At 66.8% G+C, this 20,080-nt stretch carries 12 protein-coding genes and 1 pseudogene; 3 read left to right on the top strand and 10 right to left on the bottom strand.

From position 1 onward, the window contains the following. Positions 1-84: 84 nt before the first annotated feature. The 4 genes from alaS to dksA form a co-directional block, all read right to left on the bottom strand. Positions 85-2,736, bottom strand: a complete 2,652-nt coding sequence (gene alaS / locus H6844_06050; protein ID MCB9928959.1) for an alanine--tRNA ligase — start codon at positions 2,734-2,736, stop codon at positions 85-87. Between the two features lie 185 nt (positions 2,737-2,921). Then, positions 2,922-4,031 (bottom strand): recombinase RecA, encoded by a 1,110-nt coding sequence (gene recA, locus H6844_06045; GenBank protein MCB9928958.1) that lies wholly within the window; start codon positions 4,029-4,031, stop codon positions 2,922-2,924. Between the two features lie 221 nt (positions 4,032-4,252). After that, positions 4,253-6,124 (bottom strand): response regulator, encoded by a 1,872-nt coding sequence (locus H6844_06040; protein ID MCB9928957.1) that lies wholly within the window; start codon positions 6,122-6,124, stop codon positions 4,253-4,255. 119 nt (positions 6,125-6,243) lie between these two features. After that, positions 6,244-6,660: an RNA polymerase-binding protein DksA gene (dksA, locus tag H6844_06035; GenBank protein ID MCB9928956.1), complete on the bottom strand. Its 417-nt coding sequence runs from the start codon at positions 6,658-6,660 to the stop codon at positions 6,244-6,246. Positions 6,661-6,978: 318 nt separating this feature from the next. On the opposite strand from dksA, the gene H6844_06030 reads away from it, so the two are divergent. Continuing rightward, complete coding sequence (locus tag H6844_06030) at positions 6,979-7,266, top strand: DUF1153 domain-containing protein (GenBank protein ID MCB9928955.1); 288 nt, start codon at positions 6,979-6,981, stop codon at positions 7,264-7,266. Between the two features lie 198 nt (positions 7,267-7,464). After that, positions 7,465-8,190, top strand: coding sequence for a response regulator transcription factor (locus H6844_06025; GenBank protein ID MCB9928954.1), 726 nt, complete (start codon positions 7,465-7,467; stop codon positions 8,188-8,190). Between the two features lie 82 nt (positions 8,191-8,272). On the opposite strand, the gene H6844_06020 is transcribed toward H6844_06025, so the two are convergent. The 3 genes from H6844_06020 to H6844_06010 all read right to left on the bottom strand — a co-directional run bounded on the left by H6844_06020 (position 8,273) and on the right by H6844_06010 (position 11,461). After that, a complete protein-coding gene (locus tag H6844_06020) occupies positions 8,273-8,977 on the bottom strand; it encodes a copper resistance protein B (GenBank protein ID MCB9928953.1) in 705 nt (234 codons plus the stop codon). Between the two features lie 4 nt (positions 8,978-8,981). Next, positions 8,982-10,772, bottom strand: a complete 1,791-nt coding sequence (locus H6844_06015; protein MCB9928952.1) for a copper resistance system multicopper oxidase — start codon at positions 10,770-10,772, stop codon at positions 8,982-8,984. 74 nt (positions 10,773-10,846) lie between these two features. After that, the gene (locus tag H6844_06010) at positions 10,847-11,461 is read right to left on the bottom strand and encodes a cupredoxin domain-containing protein (protein MCB9928951.1); all 615 of its coding nucleotides are present in this window, start codon (positions 11,459-11,461) and stop codon (positions 10,847-10,849) included. A gap of 655 nt (positions 11,462-12,116) precedes the next feature. On the opposite strand from H6844_06010, the gene H6844_06005 reads away from it, so the two are divergent. Continuing rightward, positions 12,117-13,988, top strand: coding sequence for an ABC-F family ATP-binding cassette domain-containing protein (locus H6844_06005; GenBank protein ID MCB9928950.1), 1,872 nt, complete (start codon positions 12,117-12,119; stop codon positions 13,986-13,988). Here the strand turns inward: H6844_06005 and H6844_06000 are convergent. The 3 genes and pseudogenes from H6844_06000 to H6844_05990 all read right to left on the bottom strand — a co-directional run bounded on the left by H6844_06000 (position 13,973) and on the right by H6844_05990 (position 19,943). After that, entirely contained in the window at positions 13,973-15,202 is a 1,230-nt protein-coding gene (locus H6844_06000) for a cytochrome c oxidase assembly protein (protein MCB9928949.1), read from the bottom strand. The two genes, H6844_06005 and H6844_06000, sit on opposite strands and share 16 nt — an antisense overlap. 478 nt (positions 15,203-15,680) lie before the next feature. Then, a complete protein-coding gene (locus tag H6844_05995) occupies positions 15,681-16,610 on the bottom strand; it encodes a response regulator (GenBank protein ID MCB9928948.1) in 930 nt (309 codons plus the stop codon). Then, a pseudogene (locus H6844_05990) lies at positions 16,600-19,943 on the bottom strand (response regulator). Before H6844_05990 ends, H6844_05995 begins: the two are co-directional and overlap by 11 nt. Positions 19,944-20,080: the final 137 nt, after the last annotated feature.

Below are 20,080 nucleotides of genomic sequence, written 5' to 3'. Positions count from 1 at the left end.
ACGGCAAGGCAAAACGCCCGCCCCTGGTGCCAGGGGCGGGCGTTTTCGTTGCGATGACCGCGCTCGGACGGGGGAAAGAGCCGGTCAGGCCCCGCCCATGGCGGCAGCGATAGCAGCCAGCGCATCGTCCGCCTTGGCGCCATCCGGGCCGCCGGCCTGGGCCAGGTCGGGACGGCCGCCGCCGCCCTTGCCGCCCATGGCGGCCGCGCCGGCCCGCACCAGGTCGACCGCGCTGACCGTGTCCTTCAGGTCGTCGGTGACGCCGACCACCAGCGAGCCCTTGCCCTCGACCACGGTGACGATGGCGACGACGCCGGAGCCCAGTTGCTTCTTCACCTCGTCGGCCATGCCGCGCAGATCCTTGGCCGGCACGTCCGCCAGCTTGCGGGCGGCGAACTTCATGCCGGCGACCTCCTGCACCTCCGGCTTGGCGCCGCCGCCACCGGTGGCGAGCTGGCGACGCAGGTCGCCGATTTCGCGTTCCAGCTTGCGGCGCTCGTCCAGCAGGGCCGCGATGCGCTCGGCAACATGGTCCGGCGTGGTGCGCAGTTGCTGCGCCGCCTGCTCCAGCAGGCGCAGCCGCTCCGCCGTATAGGCCTGGGCGGCCTGGCCGGTCAGCGCTTCCAACCGGCGCACGCCGGCGGCCACCGCCCCCTCGTTCACCACCAGGAACGCACCGATGTCGCCGGTCTGGTGCACATGGGTGCCGCCGCAGAGTTCCACCGAATAGGGCCGGTCGGCGTCGTCCGGGTCGTCGCCGCCCATGGTGACCACCCGCACCTCGTCGCCGTATTTCTCGCCGAACAGCGCCATGGCGCCGGCCTCGATCGCCTGCTCCGTCGGCAACAGGCGGGTGGTGACCGGCGCGTTCAGGCGCACGCGCTCGTTCACCTCCGCCTCGATCCGGGCGAGTTCGTCGGCGTCGACCGGCTTGGGGTGGGAGATGTCGAAGCGCAGCCGATCCGGCGTCACCAGCGAGCCGCGCTGGGCGACATGATCGCCGAGGGCGCGGCGCAGCGCTGCGTGCAGCAGGTGGGTGGCCGAGTGGTTGCGGCGGATGGCGTTGCGCCGGGCCGTATCCACGCTGAGCGCGACCGCATCGCCGACGGCCAGCGTCCCCTCCTCCACCGTCGCGAGGTGAACGAACAGGTCGCCCAGCCTTTTCTGGGTCTCGCGCACGGTGGCGCGCCCATCCTCGCCGACAATGCGGCCGGTGTCGCCGACCTGGCCGCCGGACTCGCCATAGAACGGGGTCTGGTTGGTGAGGATCGCCACCTGCCGGCCCGCCTCCGCCCGCTCGACCCGCTGGCCGTCGGCCACCAGGGCGACCACCACGCCCTCGGCCTCGGTCGTGCCATAGCCGAGAAAGTCGGTCGCGCCCAGTTCCTGGCGCAGGTCGAACCAGATCGCCTCGTCCGCCGCCTCGCCGGAGCCGGCCCAGGCGGCCCGTGCCTCGGCCCGCTGCCGTTCCATGGCGGCGTCGAACCCATCGGTGTCGACCGCGATCTCGCGCGCGCGCAGCACGTCCTGGGTCAGGTCGAGCGGAAAGCCATAGGTGTCGTACAGGCGGAAGGCGACATCGCCGGAGAGCCGGTCGCCGGCGCCGAGGCTGTCGGTCTCCTGCTCCAGCAGGCGCAGGCCGCGGCCGAGCGTCTGCTTGAAGCGCTCTTCCTCCAGCTTCAGCGTTTCGGTGATGAGCGGCCGGGCGCGAACCAGTTCCGGGAAGGCGGTACCCATCTGGCGCACCAGTTCCGGCACCAGCCGGTACAATAGCGGGTCCTGCGCGCCCAGCAGATGGGCGTGGCGCATGCCGCGGCGCATGATGCGGCGCAGCACATAGCCCCGGCCCTCGTTCGAGGGCAGGACGCCGTCGGCAATCAGAAAGCTCGCGGCGCGCAGATGGTCGGCGATAACCCGGTGCGAGGCCGCCTGCGGCCCGTCCGGATCGACGCCGGTCGCCTCGGCCGAGGCCAGGATCAGGGCGCGGAACAGGTCGATGTCGTAATTGTTGTGCTTGCCCTGCAGCACGGCGGCGATGCGTTCCAGACCCATGCCGGTGTCGATGGACGGTCGCGGCAGGTCGACCCGCTGCTCCTTGGTCACCTGCTCGTACTGCATGAAGACCAGGTTCCAGATCTCGATGAAACGGTCGCCGTCTTCCTCCGGCGAGCCGGGCGGGCCGCCCCAGATCTCCGGCCCGTGGTCATAGAAGATTTCGGAGCACGGACCGCAGGGGCCGGTGTCGCCCATGGCCCAGAAATTGTCGCTGGTGGGAATGCGGATGATGCGGTCTTCGGAGAGGCCGGCAATCCGCTTCCAGAGCCGCGCCGCCTCTTCGTCCTCGGAATAAACGGTGACCAGCAGCTTCTGCTTGGGCAGGCCGAATTCGCCGGTCACCAGGTTCCAGGCGAACTCGATCGCGGCATCCTTGAAATAGTCGCCGAACGAGAAATTGCCCAGCATCTCGAAAAAGGTGTGATGGCGGGCGGTGTAGCCGACATTTTCCAGGTCGTTGTGCTTGCCGCCCGCGCGCACGCATTTCTGGGAGGTGGTAGCGCGGGCATAGGGCCGATGTTCGACGCCGGTGAACACGTTCTTGAACTGCACCATGCCGGCATTGGTGAACAGCAGGGTTGGATCGTTGCGCGGCACCAGCGGGCTCGAATCCACGATTTCGTGCCCGTTCTTGGCAAAATAGTTGAGGAAGGTCGCGCGGATGTCGCTGGTCGTCGCCATGGGTGCCTGGGCCTGTTGTTCGAAATTGCTGGCAGCGCGTCACACCGTCGCCGACGGGGTGCCGTGCCGCAAGCCTTCCCTTATCGCGCAAGCGGGTTTGTGTCCAGGCGACCACTGGCGCAGGCGCAGGCCGGACCGCCGCCGGCTCGCGCTCGCGCGCCCCTTACGACCGCCGGCGCCGCCCCTCAGACCAGGGAGCCACCCGCCGCCGCCTCGGCACCGTCGCCGTCGCCCTCGTCGCCTTCGGGCTCGCCGGTCAGCATTTTGTCGACCACCAGGCCGGCATTGGCGCGGATGCGCTTTTCAATCAGGCCGGCGATATCGGGATTCTCACGCAGGAAGTTCTTGGCGTTTTCCCGCCCCTGGCCGAGCCGCTTGCCCTCGCAGGAGAACCAGGCGCCCGACTTCTCGACAATGCCGGCGGACACGCCCAGATCCAGCAGTTCGCCGGTCTTGGAGATGCCTTCGCCATACATGATGTCGAACTCGACCACCTTGAACGGCGGCGCCATCTTGTTCTTCACCACCTTGACCCGGGTCTGGTTGCCGACGACCTCGTCCCGGTCCTTGATCTGGCCGATGCGGCGGATATCGAGGCGGACCGAGGCATAGAATTTCAGCGCATTGCCGCCGGTGGTCGTTTCGGGATTGCCGAACATGACGCCGATCTTCATGCGGATCTGATTGATGAAGACGACGATGGTGCGCGACTTGTTGATCGAGGCGGTCAGTTTGCGCAGCGCCTGGCTCATGAGCCGGGCCTGGAGGCCGGGCAGGGAATCGCCCATCTCGCCTTCCAGTTCCGCCCGCGGCACCAGGGCGGCGACGCTGTCGATCACCACCACGTCCAGCGCGCCGGAGCGCACCAGCGTATCGGCGATTTCCAGCGCCTGTTCGCCCGTATCCGGTTGCGAGATCAGCAATTCGCCGAGATTGACGCCCAGCTTCCGGGCGTAGCCGGGGTCCAGCGCGTGCTCCGCATCGACAAAGGCCGCCGACCCGCCGGCCTTCTGCGCCTCCGCCACCAGATGCAGGGCGAGCGTGGTCTTGCCGGAGCTTTCCGGCCCGAAAATCTCGACCACGCGACCACGGGGAAAGCCGCCGATGCCAAGCCCGATGTCAAGGCCGATCGAGCCGGAAGACACCGCTTCGATCTCGATCTTCTTGTCGTTGTCGCCGAGGCGCATGATCGAGCCCTTGCCGAAGGCCCGCTCGATCTGGCTCAGCGCGGCATCCAATGCCTTTTTCTTATCCATGTCGCGGCTCTCAACCAAACGTAGAACTGTATCGGTCATCCACTACCTCCATCATCGCACGCGCCGCGGCGCGTTGGCAACGCCCCATTGTGCACATTTTGTTCTTTCGCGCAATGTTCTTTGTATACACCATTTTCACACCAGAAATTAGGATTTAATAGCAATATATTGGCCTATTCCGGGATGAAACGGGAATGAAACGGCGTGCGCCGAAGACCCGCCAAATCACCGCCGGCGAATCGCAATCGCCGTGGCCGACGTCACGCGGCCAGCACGTCCTTCACCTTGCCCGCCAGTTCCTGGAGGCTGAACGGCTTTGCCAGGAAACGCACATCGTCGAATTCGCTCAGCTTGTCGCGGAACGCGCCCTCGGCATAGCCGCTGATGCAGATCACGCGCGTTTGCGGCCAGTTCGCGCGCACCCGCTCGATCAGGGCCGGGCCGTCCATTTCGGGCATGACCACGTCGGTGATGAGCAGGTCGAACGGCTCCGTCGCCTGCTCCAACAGCGCGACGGCGGCCAGCCCCGTCCGCGCCTCGGTGACGCGATAGCCCTTGCTGCGCAGCGCGCGGGCCGCGAACAGGCGCACCGGGTCCTCGTCCTCCACCAACAGCACCGCGCCCTGGCCGGTGAGGTCGGACGGGTTCGACGCGGCCGCATCGACCGCTTCGGCCGCGCCGTCATGGGCCGGCAGGTAGACGCTGACGACCGCACCGCCCTCCGGCGCGTTCTCCGCATAGATATAGCCGTCGGTCTGCTTGACGATGCCATAGACGGTCGACAGGCCGAGCCCGGTGCCCTCCCCCACCGGCTTGGTGGTGAAGAAGGGCTCGAATATGCGGTCGAGATGCCGGGCCGGAATGCCGGTGCCGCTGTCCCGCACCTCGATCAGGACCCAGCGTCCGGCCGGTAGCGGCGGCTGGCGCGGAGGGTCGTTGACCTGGTCAGGCCGGACGTCGCGGCTGCTGATGGTGAGTTCGCCCTGCCCCGCCATCGCATCGCGGGCGTTGACGGCGAGATTGATCAGCACCTGTTCGAGCTGAACCCGGTCGACGCGGACCGGCGCGACCGAAGCCCCGTGCTCGACCCGCAGCGTGATGCCGGCCCCGATCAGGCGGCGCAACAAGCTGGAAAGGTCGGCGATCACGTCCGCCAGGGTCAGCACCCGCGGTTGCAGGGTCTGCTGGCGCGAGAACGCCAGGAGCTGGCGCACCAGATTGGCGGCCCGGTTGGCGTTCTGCTTGATCTGCATGATGTCGGCAAACGACGGGTCGCCCGGCGTGTGCCGCAACAGCAGAAGATCGCAAAACCCGGTCATCGCGGTCAGCAGGTTGTTGAAATCGTGGGCAATACCGCCCGCAAGCTTGCCCACGGCCAGCATGCGCTGCGACTGGGCGAACTGCACTTCCAGCTTTTTCTGGTGGGTGGTCTCGATCAGGTGCAGCACCCGGCGCCCGCTTTCCGGCGGGCCGAGAAACAGGGTGCCGCAGCGTTCGTCCTCCCGACCAAAGGTCACGTCGAGACTGCCGGGAGCGGGATCGGTCAGGCGCTCGGCCAGGCCCTCACCCGACTGCGCGGCCATGCGGTCGCAGATCGCGCCGCCGCTGCGGCCGTCCGCCTTGCCGGCCTCATTTCCCGGGCTCCGGTCCATGGCGAGGTCGCGGAAGGCGGCATTGCTCTCGACCACCCGCCCGTCGTCGGCCAGGACCGCGATGCCGATCGGGCCGTCCTCGAACAGGCCGCGCAGTGCCGGCGGCGACAATTGGGGCGAGGACGGGGGAAGCGAGGACGGGGAAAGCGAGGGGATCGGCTGGGAGGGTCCGGTGCCCGGCGCCAAGCGGTTCGGGGCCGGCGGGCGGGGAATGACCGGCGCATGGCCGTCAACCGGCGGGGCAGGCGGCGGGCGGTCGCCGACGCGCTTCCAGGCCCGGCCGCCGCCAAGCAGCGCCAGGACGACACCGGCCGCACCGCCGGCGGCACCGACCGCAACAGGTCCACCGGCCGCAAGCGCGGCGGCCGAAAGACCGGCCAGCACCGCGCCGGCCATCCCGGCCGTCAGGGCGCGGCGAACCGCCCGGGTCGCTTCCAGCGAGCCGGGCGCCGATCGTGCGGAAAGAGGCGTTTGCGGCATGGCGATGGCGCAACCTTCGGGCAGGGAAAGGTGCGTAACACCTTAATCATACCCGTTTTGGTTGACAAACCGTGAAGACCCACACCGCAAAAATGCCGGCCGCCTCGGGCTGACCGGCATCAATCGTTGCGGTGCGAGCGCTCCATCCGTTCGTGCCGTTCCTGCGCCTCGATGCTGAGCGTCGCGATCGGCCGCGCCATCAGCCGTTTGATGCCGATGGGCTGTGCGGTTTCCTCGCAAAAGCCGTAAGACCCATCCTCGACCCGGTTCAGCGCCTCGTTGATCTTGACGATCAACTTGCGCGCCCGATCCCGGGTGCGCAGTTCCAGCGCCCGGTCGGTTTCCATCGACGCCCGATCGGTCCAGTCCGGCTGGGCCAGGCTGTCCGATTGCAGCGAATTCAGCGTCTGCTCGGCTTCCTCAAGCAGTTGGTCGCGCCATTCCTGAAGCTTCTGTCGGAAATACTCCACCTGTAGCGGGTTCATGAACTCTTCCTGCTCGGACGGTTGATAGTCCGGCGGTAGGACGACTTCCATGCGGCCTCCCCTAGCCGAAAGTACAATGCCTAGGCGGGGCTGTTACCGCGTTCCGGGCGGCGGGTCAACGCTTTGATTGTGGCAGTTTTGGTCGGTTTGTGCCCACGAAATCAGCAACATGCACCGCCGTACGCATACACGGAGAAAGCGCAATCCGCCGGACCCTTTTCTTAACAGTAACATAATACGACATCCGCACCCAATATCTCATCGCAAATCCGCCGACATTAGGCGTTTGGCAACCCTGCGGCGTTAGAGTCCGGCCAAAGCGGAGGGAGCCAGGACGGCATGGCACCGTCAATCGGGTTCTGACCAACCATGCAGCACGAAGCCACCAAAACGCCACGCCGCGTCATCGGGCCGACCGGCGAACCGCTCACCCTGGAAACCCTGCCGCCGCCGGACACCAAACGCTGGGTCGTCCGCCGCAAGGCAGAGGTCGTGGCGGCGGTTCGCGGCGGGCTGTTGACCCTCGACGAGGCGTGCACGCGCTACAATCTGAGCCAGGAGGAAATCGCGTCCTGGCAACGCCTGGTCGAGGCCTACGGTCTGGCCGGATTGCGCACGACGCGGGCCGGCCAGTACCGCCAAGCCAACGACGGTTAACCGATTCGCCACAACCTATGCGGGTAGTACCCTCTGTCGCTTCGACCAACCGGCCGAAATGACAACAAAATCGCGCACCTCGGTCGTTCGCTGTATATCCAGAAATACAACCAAAAATTTAGTTCTTGTTAAGAATGCAAAGATAAGGTGATATTAAGCATGACACTTTGAGAACCGAATCGAACCGAGGTAAGGCGAATGCGTGTCTTAATTGTGGAAGACGACAACGCGACAGCGCGAACCGTCGAAGCCATCCTGAAGGCGGATGGTTTCGTGTGCGACACGACCGATCTTGGCGAAGACGGTCTCGAAATCGGCAAGCTCTACGATTACGACCTGATCATTCTCGACATTCTGCTGCCGGATATCGACGGCTATGAGGTGTTGCGCCGGCTGCGGTCGGCCAAGGTGGACACACCGACCCTCATCCTGTCGGGTCTGGCCGAGCCGGACAGCAAGATCAAGGGTTTCGGCATCGGTGCCGACGACTATCTGACCAAGCCGTTCGACCGGCGGGAACTGGTGGCGCGCGTGCACGCCATCATCCGCCGGGCCCGCGGCCACTCGGAATCGGTGATCCGCACCGGCCGGCTCGCCGTCAATCTCGACACCCGCACCTCCGAGGTGGACGACCAGCCGCTGCATCTGACCGGCAAGGAATACCAGATCCTGGAACTGCTCTCGATCCGCAAGGGCACGACCCTGACCAAGGAGATGTTCCTGAACCATCTCTATGGCGGCATCGACGAGCCGGAGGTGAAGATCATCGACGTCTTCATCTGCAAGCTGCGCAAGAAGCTAAACATGGCGACCGGCGGCGAGAACTATATCGAAACCGTCTGGGGACGGGGTTATGTGCTGCGCGATCCGCCGCCGCAGACGGACAAGGCCGACGCCAAGGCCACCGCGCGCGCGGCCGCCTGACGCGGTTTCCGGGTCGCAGGAGCGCCCGAAATTCGCGGGGCCGGGAAAGACCCCGGCGGCGAGGCGCCGCCGGGGGTTCGGGTCAGAACAGGATCCGGGTTCCGACGACGAAGTAGACAGTGCCGGAATCCTCGCCGGCGGCCCGGGCCAGGTTTGCGGTTTCGCCGAACTTCTGTTCGTAGTGAACGCCGACATAGGGCGAGACCAGGCGGTCGATCAGGTCGTAGCTGAGCCTGGCCCCCACCTCGATCCTGGGGCCGAAGGCGCCGATATCCCGCTTGTGGTCGTCCGTGAACGGCAGGTCCACCTCGACGCTGGGCGTCAGGGTGATGCGGTTGGTGATCAGGGCCTCATAGTCCGCCTCGAACCGCAGCGACGGCTTGTCGGACACGAACAGGTCCAGGTCGATCTCAAACCATTGCGGCGCGAGGCCGTGAAGGCCGATCACGCCGGAATAGCGGTCCGGCCCGGCCGGCGTATCCGCCCGGAACCCCGCCACCGCGTCGAAAAAGGTCGAGATCGGGGTTTGCAGACGGATCTGGTTTTCCAGCTTCTCGAACCGGTCGTCCGCGGTCGCGTATTCGGCCTCGCTGCGCCAGACCAGCTTGAGTTCGTCCGTGCCATAGAGCGCGTCGAAATCCCAGGCGAGGACATCGGACCCTTCCGTCAGCCGGGCCTCCAATTGCTCGGCCTGGACCCCCCAGAACGGCTCCTCGGCCATGGCGGGCAGGGCCGTGGCCATGGCGACGGCCAGGGCCCCGGCGGCAGTGCACAAGATTTTCCGCATGGCTTCAGCCTCCGGTGACCGGCGCGGCCGAGGCGGTGGAACGGGCCTTGCCCGGACCGCCCTCGACGACGACCTTTCGGAACATGCCGCTGTCGGCGTGGTAGGAAAGATGGCAGTGGAAGGCCCATTGGCCGGGCGCATCCACCTCGGTCTCGGTGGTGACGGTCGTGCCGGGCGCGACGCTGATGACGTGCTTGACCGGGTTCCACGCGCCGTTGCCGTTGTCGAGGATCGACCACATGCCGTGCAGGTGCATCGGGTGGGTCATCATGGTTTCGTTGACGAATTTGAAGCGCACGCGCTCGCCGTATTGCAGGCGGATCGGCTCGGCGTCCTCGTATTTCACGCCGTTGATCGACCAGATATAGCGCTCCATGTTGCCGGTCAGGCGGAGTTCGATCTCGCGCGTCGCCTCGCGGTAGGCATAGAGCGGGCGCTGCGCCTTCAGGTCGGCATAGGACAGCATCTTGCCACCGGCCTGCGCCGCCTGCGGGGCGAGGCCGCTGCCCGGCGCATAAAACGGGTCCGGCCTGGCGGCGGCCGCCATCCCGGCATGGCCCGAATGGTCCATCCCCGGCATCTGGCTGCCGTCCGGCATGGCGTGCGTCTGGGCGTCCGAGCCTTGGCCCATGTCGCCATGGTCCATTCCGGCCATGCTGCCATGGTCCATGCCCGCCATGTCGCCATGGTCCATTCCGGCCATGCTGCCATGGTCCATGCCCGCCATGTCGCCATGAGCCATGCCCATATCGGCCATGGTCAGGAGCCCCGGCGGGCGCAGTGCCGGCACGGCGGCGCGCATGCCCGGCCGCGGCGCGAGCGTGCCGCGGGCAAAGGCCGTCCGGCCCATGGATTCGGCAAAGATCGTGTAGGCCTTCTCGTCCGAGGGCTGGACGACCACGTCATAGGTCTCGGCCACGGCGATGCGGAACTCGTCGACGGGCACGGGCTCGACAGCGTTGCCGTCCGCCTGCACCACCGTCATTTTCAGGCCGGGAATGCGGATGTCGAAATAGGTCATGGCCGAGGAGTTGATGAAGCGCAGCCGCACCCGCTCGCCCGGCTTGAACAGGCCGGTCCAGTTCTGGTCCGGCCCCTTGCCGTTGATCAGCGGCGTGAAGCCCTGGAGATCCTCGATATCCGTCGGCATCATCCGCATTTCGCCCCAGGCGCGGCGGTCGGCGAGCGCGGGCCCCAGCCCCTTCTCCTCCGAGTCGCGCAGGAAGTCGAACAGCGTGCGCTGGCGGCGGTTGTAATAGTCCGGCATCATTTTCAGGTTGCGCATGATGCGGTTGCCCGGGTGCGGATGCGCGTCGGCCAGTTGCACCACATAATCCCGGTCATAGCGGACCGGCTCGCCCTCCTTCGGCGCGATGACGATGGCGCCATAGGCCCCGTCCGGTTCCTGGTAGCCGCTATGGCTGTGGAACCAGTAGGTGCCGGCCTGGCGGATCGGAAAACGGTAGGTGAAGGTCTGGCCCGGCGCGATGCCGGGATAGCTGATCTTCGGCACGCCGTCCTGGTCGAACGGCAGGATCAAGCCGTGCCAGTGGACCGAGGTATCCTCGGACAGGTTGTTGGTGACGTTGATCGTGACCGCCTCGCCCTCGTGGAAGCGCAGGACGGTCGGCGTCGCGCGGCCATTGAAGCCGACGCCGGTCTTGGTGAAGTCGCCGGTGTCGACCGTCACCCGGTCGACCGTGAGATTGTACGTGTCGGCGGAAGCGCTGCCCATGGGGAGCGCAACCAGGCCGAGACCGAGCGCACAGGCCCGGACAAAGCCGATGGTCTCCATCGTCTATCCTCTGTTGGAAGCTTGGATCGGAGAGGGGGCACCCGGCGCAATGCACCGAATGCCTCGCCCGGCGGTCAGGAACCGCCGCTCGTGTGGGGTTGGCCCGGCATCCGGAATTGGCCGTGCATGCCGGACTGGTAGTGGCCCGGCACGTTGCAGCCGAATTCGATCTCGGCCGCGGCCTGCTTCGGGAAGGTCCAGATCACCTCCCCGGACTGGCCCGGCTCCAGCAGCACGCTGTTCGGATCGTTGTGCATGCCGTGGCCCATGGTCTTCTGCATGTGCCGGGCCGCCATCCGGTCGATATGGTCCGGCATGAGCACGCCCTGCTGCATCATCATCATCATTTCTTCCTGATGATCGGCGTGCATGGCGGCGGTGCCGATATTGAACTCGTGCACCAGTTCGCCGGCATTGCGGATCTTGAAGCGGACCGTCTCGCCCGGCTTAACCGAGATGCTGCCCGGCTCGTAGGAATTGTCGTGCATGACGACATTCACGGTGCGCGAGACATTGGCCGCCTCGCCGGGCTGGCCTTGCATGGCCATGCCGCCCCCATGCCCGCCGCCGTGTCCGTCGCCATGCCCGCCGGCATGGGAGCCGGACGCCAGAGCCGGCAGCGAAAGGAGGGAGGCGACCGCCGCTACGGCCAGGATGCGCGGCGCACAAAATATCGGGGATTTGCCCATAAGTGGGTCCTCGTATCGAAACATTTGCAGAATGGGTGACGAATACCGCGAATGAAGGCGCGGCCGGCGGCCGGCAGCCCTCATCTGCAAACGCTAGACGCGAGGGGGCGGTGTCTCGACGTCCAGGACACGCGAGGCCGCGGGGCCATCGCCGGCCGGCGCCACTTTCGCCTTGCCGATCGGGCAGTGGGACGCCGCAACGGAGCCCGCGCCGAGGGCCGGGCCGCCGCAATGGCCGGCCAGAGCGCCGCACTCGTGCGCGCGGCCCTTATCATGTTCGGAAACCGGCGCCTTGACCTCCCAGTGTCCCGCCCGGTGCATACCGCCGCGATCACAACCGCCATTGGCGCCCTGGCCATCGCAACAGTCCGCGGCCTGGTGGACCGGACCGAAGGCAACGGCGCTGCCGCCCAGGGTCGCAACGCACAGAGCCAAGGCCATCGCAATGACCAGGGTCAGCCGCCTGAGACTGGGCAGGGACCACAAGGGGGCGAACCATTTTGTTCGGGGGGACGGATTGGACACCGGAATTGGATAGGCGATTCCCGCCGCCCTGTCCACCGCCCGCAACGGGGCCGTACCGGCCGTGGCATCCCGCCCCCTCCCCCGCCTAGCCGATTGACGGCCCGGCCCGCATCCGGCACATCCCGCCGTCATGCTGCGCATCACCAACCTCAATTTCGCCATCGAAGGCCGCCCGCTGTTCCAGGACGCGTCGGCCACGATCCCGACCGGCCACAAGGTCGGCCTGATCGGCCGCAACGGCGCCGGCAAGACCACCCTGTTTCGCCTGATCCGCGGCGAGTTGCAGCCGGATGGCGGCGAGATCGCCATCCCGGCCCGCGCCCGCATCGGCGGCGTCGACCAGGAGGTTCCCTCCAACGAGGTCTCGCTGCTGGACACCGTGCTGGCGGCCGACACCGAACGCGCCGCCCTGCTGGCGGAGGCGGAAACCGCCAGCGACCCGGCCCGCATCGCCGAAATCCAGACCCGCCTCGCCGACATCGGCGCCTGGTCGGCCGAAAGCCGGGCCGCCACCATCCTCGCCGGCATGGGCTTCAGCCACGACGAGCAGCAAATGCCCTGCTCCGCCTTTTCCGGCGGCTGGCGCATGCGGGTGGCGCTGGCGGCGGTGCTGTTCTCGGCCCCCGATTATCTGCTGCTGGACGAGCCGACCAACTATCTGGACCTGGAAGGCGCGCTCTGGCTGGAGACCTATCTGGCCCGCTACGAGCACACGGTCCTGATCATCAGCCACGACCGGCAATTGCTGAACCGGGCGGTCGGCTCGATCCTGCATCTGGAAAACCGCAGCCTCACCTATTACTCCGGCCCCTATGACCAGTTCGCCCGCCAGCGTGCCGCCCAGCGGGCGTTGCAGGCGGCCCAGGCGAAAAAGCAGGAGGCGCGGCGCGCCCACCTGCAAAGCTTTGTCGACCGCTTCCGCGCCAAGGCCACCAAGGCGAAGCAGGCGCAGGCCCGCGTCAAGATGCTGGAAAAGATGGAGATCATCCGCGCGCCGGAAGACGAGGCGCGCACCCGCTTCACCTTTCCGGAGCCGGAGGAACTGGCCTCGCCGATCCTGACGCTGGACGGCGTCGCCGTCGGCTATGACGGCCGGCCGGTGCTGTCGGGCCTGAACCTGCGCCTGGACCAGGACGACCGCATCGCGCTGCTCGGCCGCAACGGCGAGGGCAAGACCACGCTCGCCAAGCTGCTGTCGGACCGGCTGAAGCCGATGGCGGGCGAGATCACGGCGGCGCGCAAGCTGCGGGTCGGCTTTTTCGCCCAGCACCAGGTGGAGGAGCTGGACGTCCGCGAGACGTCGTTGCAGCACCTGATGCGCGAACAGCCGGGCCAGCACGAAAGCCGCCTGCGCGCGCGCCTCGCCGGCTTCGGCCTGGGGCCGGACCAGGCGGAAACGCCGGTCGGCCGGTTGTCCGGCGGCCAGAAGGCGCGGCTGTCGCTGCTGCTCGCCACGCTGCCGGCGCCGCACCTGCTGATCCTGGACGAGCCCACCAACCACCTCGACATCGAAAGCCGCGAGGCGCTGGTGGAGGCGCTGAACGCCTATAGCGGCGCCGTGATCCTGGTCAGCCATGACATGCACCTGCTCTCGGCCGTCGCCGACCGGCTCTGGCTGGTGCACAAGGGCCGCGTCCGCCCGTACGAGGACGACCTCGAAGCCTATCGCGACCTGTATCTGAAGGGCGTCGCCACGGCGAAAGAGGAGGCAAAGCCGGCCAAACCCGCCGAACCCGCCCGCGGTGCGAAACGGCCGAGCCGGGAGGAAACCCTGGCCCTGCGCAAGACCGTGCGCGCCTGGGAAGAGCGGGTCGAAAAGCTTACCGGAATCAAGGATAAGATCGTCGCCACCCTGGCCGACCCGGACTTCTACACCAAGGCCAGTTCCGAGCAGGCGGAGACGCTGCAAAAGAAGTTTGCCGAGGTGACGGAGGCGCTCGACCGGGCCGAGGCGCAATGGCTGCTGCACATGGAAAAGCTGGAAGCCTACTCCGCCGCGTGACCGCCGCGGTGCGGCCGAAGCGTCGTCTGCGGCGCTGCGGCCCGCCCGGAACCCGCCGCGGCGCCGAGAATGCCCGTGACGATGGCCGTGACGAACACGCCGATGACGAACACGACCAGCCCGCTCGCCACCGCGCGGTTCTTGGGGGCCGCGCGCTCGATCACCGCCTGACGGGTCCGCGGATAGAGCAGGGCGTCGGAATTCGACAACGGCCGCGCGACGCGGAGCCGGTCCATCCGGGTTTCGTACAGCCCCCAGAGATGGATCACGATCAGCACGGCGATCAGGCACATCATGCTGCTGGGAATCCAGATGACGAAGCCACCCAGCATCTCGTCCGCATGGGCCGTGTAGCCGAACAGACGCCCCAGCGCCGCATACGCCGTATAGAGCGGGGCCATTTTGAGCGTGGTGTAGGCGCCGAGCAGAATGTTGGAGAGAACGACGATCCACACCATCATCAGCCGAACGCCGTAATTCAGGCCATGGCCGGCACGGCGCCTTGCGAACGGGCGCCACCAGGGCACGAAATCGTCGTCCAGGTCGATGGGCGTTCGCGGCGGACGCCGGTCGAAAACCCGCCACCAGAACAGCAGGCCCGCCACCAGCATGGTGACATGCATCAGGTAGTGAACCGGCTCGTTCAGCAGCGCGAAATTGTGGAAGCGCGGGATTTCCCAGAAATACAGGGACAGGATGAACAACACGGTCACGATGGCCGGATGGGTCAGGAAGCCGAACACCCGCCGCAGCGTGACATTGGTCAGGGTCGGCGCCAGCACCCCGGTCTTGACCGCACCGGGCAGGCCGGCGGTCAACGTCGCCTGCGGCCAGGACAGCGCCAGCAGCATCGGCCCCACCATATGCAACAGCAGGTGCTGGATCTGGTGCACGAAAAACAGGTGCTCCGCGATCGGGTCGATCGGCGATTCCAGGGCGAGGAAGACCGCCGCCACACCGGCCAGGAACAACGCGTGCCGCCACCAATGGGTCGTCACCTTGCTGCCATGCCGCCGGACCAGGCCGGCCATGTAGATCGCCACCGCCAACCCGGTGAGCAGGACCACATCCGGCGTGAAATCCCAGGCGGCCCAGGCCGTGCGCGCCGTGATCGCCTCGGCCAGGTGCGCCAGGGCCGGATCGAGCGGGGCGACGAGCAGGGCTGCGACGACCGGGATGACGGTGATGCAGCCGCGAACCGAATGGCGGATCATGGCCGCGCCCCCCGGCCCGCGCCCGGCGGGGCGGCTGCGGGGTCGTGCGTGTGATGGCGATCGTGTGCGTAGCGGTGCGCCATGGCCTCGCTCCTCAATCTCGCGCCCTGCGCATCCGTCGCCGCTCAAGTCGGCCTCGTCCGTCTGCCCCCGACGCCCGGCGAGATAGGATCGATTGCGGTAAGCGGTTCAATGGCCCTTTTTGACGCGAGACCGGGACCGCAATTCCGCCCCGAGCGGCGGCAAGGGCGCGGAAGCCCCGCCGTCCGCCGCACACCGCCGGGTTCGGCCCGCCGGGGCCTCGCAACGCGATGGGGTGCGAGCGCGCCGGAAAACCGTAGCCGCCGCGCAGCGCCGAGAGCGGCCAACCGCGCACATCGCGCCTCGGATACGGCCTCGGACACGACGCAGCCATCGGATACCGCCGGAACCCGGCCTCACGCACGCATTGCTTTTGTCACTGCCATCGCCTTTGCAATCACACTTGCGAATTCATCAATATCTTGACGGAAAGGATCGCGGCGGAGGTTCGGTTCTCCACGCCCAGTTTTTCCAGGATTTTCTCGATATGCTTGGTCACCGTCCGCGGGCTCAGGTGCAGGATGGTGGCGATGTCCTTGTTCGATTTCCCTTTCGCAAGCCAGGACAGCACCTCCCCTTCCCGCTGCGACAGGCCCAGCTTGCGGCTGAGCACTTCGCTGTCCTTGCTGTTCTCCTGCAAGGCAACGCCGACCAGGGTATCGCCGCTGGCCGGGCGGCCGATAACCTGGAGACGGGCGAGCTTGCCGTCCTCAAGGCGGATATCCAAGGGCCGGCATTCGGACAGCGGCTGCCCCGCGGTCTCGGCCAACCAGAGGGATATGGTGCTGCGGCCATTCTCGGACACGTTCTCCAGGCCGCTGCCAAGCCGCTCCTCCGCCCGGCGGGACAGCCATTGCGTCGAGCCATCGCGGGCGATGGCCAGCACACCCGGCCCCGCCGCATCCAATGCCGCGCGCGCATCCTGGACGAAACCGGCATTGGTCAGGTGAATGCGGATGCGCGCCAGCATTTCCTGCTGGTCGATGGGCTTGGTCACATAGTCGACCCCGCCCGCCTCCAGACCGGCGAGCACATGCTCGCGCTCGGTCAGCCCGGTCATGAAGATGATCGGCGTCAGCGAGAATTCGGGCCGCTTTTTGATCCGCCGGCAGGTCTCGAACCCATCGATGCCGGGCATCGCGGCATCCATCAGGATCAAATCGGGACGCACCCGGTCGAGCAGGGCCAGGGCGGAAAGCCCGTCGCGGGCCACCAACGCGGTCAGGGCGGCATCCTCCAGCGCCTCGACCAGGGCCGTCAGGGCCTCCGGGCTGTCATCGACCAAAAGCACCAGCCGGCGCGGCTCCATGGGGGACTCAGGCGGCATGGCGGGTTTCCCTTATCAGGACAGCGAGACCTTCCAGATCGACCGCCTCGACGAGCGCCGCGGCCCGATGCCGGAAGGACCCGGTGCGCGGGTCGGTGGCGTCCATGCCGGCCAGGAGCGTCTGCAAGCCGCGCAGATGGGCGATTGCCAGCTTCTCCTCCAGGGCCGCCAGCGTCTCAGAGGGCGCCCAGAGCGGCAGGTCGGCGGCCGGCGCGGGGGCGTCATGGGTCCAGGCGAGTTGGAGCGCCTCGCCGATCCGGTCCAGCAAGGCCGGGATATTGACCGGCTTGGCGATGAATCCGTCATGGGTGGGATTGCCGCCGAGGCCGTGCAACTGGTCGCCGGCATGGGCGGAGACCAGGATCAACGGCGCCTTGAGCCCGCATTCGTGGCGCAGGCGTTCGGCCAGCTCCACCCCTGTCATGCCCGGCATGGCCACGTCGATCAGGGCCAGATCCGGCGGCTTGGTGCGGGCGACGGTGAGCGCCACGTCACCCGACTCCGCCATGGACAGCAGGAAGCCGAGCGGGCCGAGCGCATCGGCCAGCAACTGGCGATGACTGTGATTGTCGTCGACGATCAGAATATGCCGGCGCGGCCCCAGATAGCCGCAACGCGGCCGCACCTGCGCGGCCGGCGCCACACGCCCGCTGCGGTTCAGGAACAGGCGCACGCGGAAACTCGACCCCTTGCCGACGGCGCTCTCGAACGTCAGTTCGCCGCCCAGCATCTCCACCAGCAGCTTGGTGATGGTCAGCCCAAGCCCCGTGCCCGGGACGACATTGTTCGGATCGACGATGCGCTCGAACGGCGTGAAAATCCGGTCCCAGTCGGCACGGGGAATGCCGCGGCCGGTATCGGACACGGCGATATGCGCGATGTCGTTGCGGAAGAACACCGACAGGCGGACCGATCCCCTGTCGGTGTAGCGGACCGCGTTCGCCAGCAGATTGATCAGGATCTGCCGCAGCCGGCGCTCGTCGGCAAAGACGAAGGCCGGCGTGTCCGGGGCGATTTCGGCCACGAATTCCAGCCCCTTGGCCCGGGCCTCGATGGCGAAGATGGCGCAAATCTGGTCGAGCAGTTCGCGCAGATTGACCTCCATCCGGTAGACGTCGATCCGCCCCGCCTCGATCTTGGAAATGTCGAGCAGCCCTTCGATCAGGTCGGCCAGGTGTTCGGAGGAATGGCGGATGGTGCGCACGCTCGGGCGGCGATGTTCGGGAATGGTCTGGTCGTTTTCCAGCAACTGCGCATAGCCGAGAATCGCGTTCAGAGGCGTGCGCAATTCGTGCGTGATGCCCACCAGATACCGGCTCTTGGCGCGATTGGCGGCCTCCGCCGCCTCCTTCGCTTCCTGCAATTCCGCATCCGTGCGCCGGTGGGCCTCGATCTCGGCCACCAGGCGCTGCGTCTGCTGCTCCCGCTCGCGATTGGCGAGAATGCGGCTTTCCTCGGACAGCGTGTAGAGCCAGGCGGTAACGCCCACCAGGATCACCAGGATCATGAAGGACAGGGCCAGGGCGCGCCCGACCGCATCGGCCGCATCGGGCGAGACCACGCGAAAATTCTGGTAGACGATCAGCAAAAGCACGCCGACGACCAACGCCATGGCGCCGAAGATCGGGGCGAAGGCGCCATAGCGGGTCAGCACGGTTTTCTGCATCCCGGCCGGCAGCACCCGGCCGGCCAGCACCGCCGCCTGGCGATGCAGCCGGGCCGCCGGCTTGCACGCATCCTCGCATTGCGATTCCAGCGTGCAGCAGAGCGAGCAGACCGCGCCGCCGTGAAACGGGCAGTCGACCATGTCCTGGCCGTCGAACTTGTGTTCACAGATGATGCACGTGCGCTCCCCCGCGCGGCTCTGCGGCGGCGGCGTCCGGGCCAGGTAGAACCGGCCTTTCGTGGCGATGGCGATCGCCGGCGCCGCGATCATGGCGGTGCCGAACGCGATCCAGCTGGAAAACGCCGCGACATTGCCGCCGAGAAAACCCAGCGATGCGACCAGGGAAAGGCCCGTCGCCAGCACCGCCGCGCCCACACCGACCGGGTTGATGTCGAAGAGATAGGCCCGGCGGAATTCGATCCGTCGGGGGCGCAATCCGAGCGGCAGGTTGATCATCAGGTCCGCCGTGATCGCCCCGATCCAGGCCAGCGCCACGTGGGAGTAGAATGCCAGCGTGTTCTCCAGCGCCCCGAACACACCGAACTGCATCAGCATCAGCGCGATGGCGACATTGAACACGAGCCAGACCACGCGGCCCGGATGGCTGTGGGTCACGCGGGCGAAAAAGTTCGACCAGGCGATGGAGCCGGCATAGGCGTTGGTTACGTTGATCTTGAGCTGCGCCAGGATCACAAAGCCGATGGTGAAGACGAGCGCGGCCTCCGGCGGCAGGAACCGCTCATAGGCCGCGAGATACATGATGGTCGGCTCGATCGCGGCTTCCACCGGCACGTCCGCATTCAGGATCAACACGGTCAGGATCGAGCCGGCCAGCATTTTCAGCGTGCCGATCACGGCCCAGCCCGGCCCGGCCGCCAGCAGGGCGAGCCACCAGGAAAGCCGCTCGCGCCGGTTTTCGGGTTGGGGCAGAAAGCGCAGGAAGTCGACCTGCTCGCCGATTTGCGCGATCAATGCGAACGCGATGCCCGTTGCTGCGGCAACCATGATCGGGTCCAGGCTCGCGCCCACCTGCCCTTGCGGCAGGCCCTGGTGGCGCACCCACGGCAGGGCCTCGCTGCCGACCCAGGCCAGGGCCACGAACGGCAGCACCTGCAAGACGATCCAGAGCGGTTGCGTCCATTTCTGAAAGACGCCGATGCGGGCGAAGCCGTGGGTGACCAGCGGAATAACCAGCAACGCATTGAGAAGATAGGCCGATCGGCAAGCGAATCCGAGGCACATTCCAGGCGCTGCGCCGAGGATCGCGGCTTCGAGGGCAAAGAAGATGAAGGTGAAGCTGGCATAGACCAACGAGGTGATCGTCGACCGAGATAGCCAAAGCCGGCGCCGCGGGTCAGCAGGTCGATATCCACCCCGGCCCTGGCCGAGTGATAGGCGATGGGCACCCCGGTGATGAACAAAACGGCGCCGACGATTAAAATTGCTGCAACTGCGTTGTTAAAGCCGTAGGTCAGGGTCATCGCCCCACCGATGGCCTCCAGCGCCAGGAATGAAATAGAACCGATGGCGGTGTTCGCCACGCGCAGTGACGACCATTTCCGCGCCCGGAACGCGGTGAAACGCAGGGCAAAATCTTCAAGCGTCTCGTTGGCAACCCATTGATTATAGGTGCGCCTCAAGCGGGAAACCGAAATGTCGCCGGCCATCGGGCCTCTCAATCGCGGTGTTCGGACAGACGACGCCTGGCCGGGATTGCAGGAAAGCTAAGCCGCACTTTTGCCGAGGGCACTACGCATTTCTGCCCATTGTTGCAATGCAACATCACATCGATCCTTCGTCAAGT

The sequence above is a fragment of the Alphaproteobacteria bacterium genome (genome assembly GCA_020638555.1).
GTDB lineage: Bacteria > Pseudomonadota > Alphaproteobacteria > Bin95 > Bin95 > JACKII01.
Note: the sequence above shows the minus strand (reverse complement) of the source record. Positions and strands in the feature narration are given on the sequence as shown.

What these genes read in the sequence shown, in the direction of transcription:
- alaS (MCB9928959.1), bottom strand. Translation starts at nt 2,736, where the DNA reads ATGGCGACGACCAGCGACATCCGCGCGACCTTCCTCAACTATTTTGCC.
- recA (MCB9928958.1), bottom strand. Translation starts at nt 4,031, where the DNA reads ATGACCGATACAGTTCTACGTTTGGTTGAGAGCCGCGACATGGATAAG.
- H6844_06040 (MCB9928957.1), bottom strand. Translation starts at nt 6,124, where the DNA reads ATGCCGCAAACGCCTCTTTCCGCACGATCGGCGCCCGGCTCGCTGGAA.
- dksA (MCB9928956.1), bottom strand. Translation starts at nt 6,660, where the DNA reads ATGGAAGTCGTCCTACCGCCGGACTATCAACCGTCCGAGCAGGAAGAG.
- H6844_06030 (MCB9928955.1), top strand. Translation starts at nt 6,979, where the DNA reads ATGCAGCACGAAGCCACCAAAACGCCACGCCGCGTCATCGGGCCGACC.
- H6844_06025 (MCB9928954.1), top strand. Translation starts at nt 7,465, where the DNA reads ATGCGTGTCTTAATTGTGGAAGACGACAACGCGACAGCGCGAACCGTC.
- H6844_06020 (MCB9928953.1), bottom strand. Translation starts at nt 8,977, where the DNA reads ATGCGGAAAATCTTGTGCACTGCCGCCGGGGCCCTGGCCGTCGCCATG.
- H6844_06015 (MCB9928952.1), bottom strand. Translation starts at nt 10,772, where the DNA reads ATGGAGACCATCGGCTTTGTCCGGGCCTGTGCGCTCGGTCTCGGCCTG.
- H6844_06010 (MCB9928951.1), bottom strand. Translation starts at nt 11,461, where the DNA reads ATGGGCAAATCCCCGATATTTTGTGCGCCGCGCATCCTGGCCGTAGCG.
- H6844_06005 (MCB9928950.1), top strand. Translation starts at nt 12,117, where the DNA reads ATGCTGCGCATCACCAACCTCAATTTCGCCATCGAAGGCCGCCCGCTG.
- H6844_06000 (MCB9928949.1), bottom strand. Translation starts at nt 15,202, where the DNA reads ATGATCCGCCATTCGGTTCGCGGCTGCATCACCGTCATCCCGGTCGTC.
- H6844_05995 (MCB9928948.1), bottom strand. Translation starts at nt 16,610, where the DNA reads ATGCCGCCTGAGTCCCCCATGGAGCCGCGCCGGCTGGTGCTTTTGGTC.